This window comes from Streptomyces sp. AC558_RSS880 (assembly GCF_019049255.1).
Lineage (GTDB): Bacteria > Actinomycetota > Actinomycetes > Streptomycetales > Streptomycetaceae > Streptomyces.
Window position 1 is genome coordinate 1 of record NZ_JAGMUJ010000142.1, and the last position, 296, is coordinate 296.

The 296-nt window shown below is 65.2% G+C and carries 1 protein-coding gene; it reads right to left on the reverse strand.

From position 1 onward, the window contains the following. On the reverse strand, positions 1-237 hold a 237-nt coding region (locus KUM38_RS33060), incomplete at its 3' end, for a helix-turn-helix domain-containing protein (RefSeq protein ID WP_217134996.1). Positions 238-296 lie beyond the last annotated feature (59 nt).

Here is a 296-nt window from a genome sequence, read left to right on the forward strand (position 1 = left end):
GGGCGGCCGACCGGTAGCCGGACGCCGCCGCAATGCCTCAGCCCCGCCCTGCTCCCACAGGCGTTTCCACCGGCGCACACTCTCGGGATGCATCCCCACTGCCCGGGCGACCTCGGACGAAGGACGTCTCTGCTCGAACAACTCGGCCGCGCGCATGCGACGAGCCTCGGCCAACTGCGGCCGTGTCAACGGCAGAACGGAGACATCAGCAACAGCATCCTGCGGCTTGGAAGACACACCATCATGCTCACACTGCCGAAGCCCCCACCACCACAGAACTAACGAAAAACTCAGTA